General features: G+C 74.8%; 2 pseudogenes. Both read left to right on the forward strand.

The window, feature by feature from the left end:
• A pseudogene (locus DVK07_RS21055) lies at positions 1-237 on the forward strand (ABC transporter ATP-binding protein); the annotation flags it as partial.
• A pseudogene (locus DVK07_RS21060) lies at positions 234-527 on the forward strand (ABC transporter permease); the annotation flags it as partial. The pseudogenes DVK07_RS21055 and DVK07_RS21060, both read left to right, overlap by 4 nt.

Consider the following 527-nt stretch of genomic DNA (forward strand, 5'->3'; position numbering starts at 1 on the left):
CGCCTCGGCGAGGATCCGGCCGTCGAGGCGACCGACGAGGGGCTCCGGGTGCGGGGCGTCCGTCCGGAGGCGATCGGCGCCGCGGTCGACGCGCTCGACGACGCCGGGGTCGCGTTCGACTCCCTCTCGTGGGCGGAGCCGTCGCTGGAGGACGTGTACCTGCGGCTGACCGGCGAGGAGTACGCGCGGCGCGGCGAGATCGGCGGCGACGCGGCGACCGAGGAGGGCGACCGATGACCCGCCTCGGCCGGATCCGGACGGAGGCGGTCGCGGCGGCGCGGTCGTTCACGCGGCGCCGGACGGCGGTGTTCTTCACGTTCTTCTTCCCGGTCATCCTCGTCGTCATCTTCGGCGCGCTGGTGCGGACCCAGCCGACCGGCGGCGGCCTCTTCGCCGAGCCCGCGGGCTACTACATCCCGGGCTACCTCGCGGTCGTGGTCCTGTTCACGCCGCTGTCGCGGGTCGGCTCCGAGATCGCGCGCCACCGCGACGGCGGGCGGTTCGAGAAGTTAGCGACGACGCCGCTC

The organism is Halorubrum sp. Atlit-26R, from assembly GCF_003666015.1.
In the GTDB taxonomy this organism is placed as follows: domain Archaea; phylum Halobacteriota; class Halobacteria; order Halobacteriales; family Haloferacaceae; genus Halorubrum.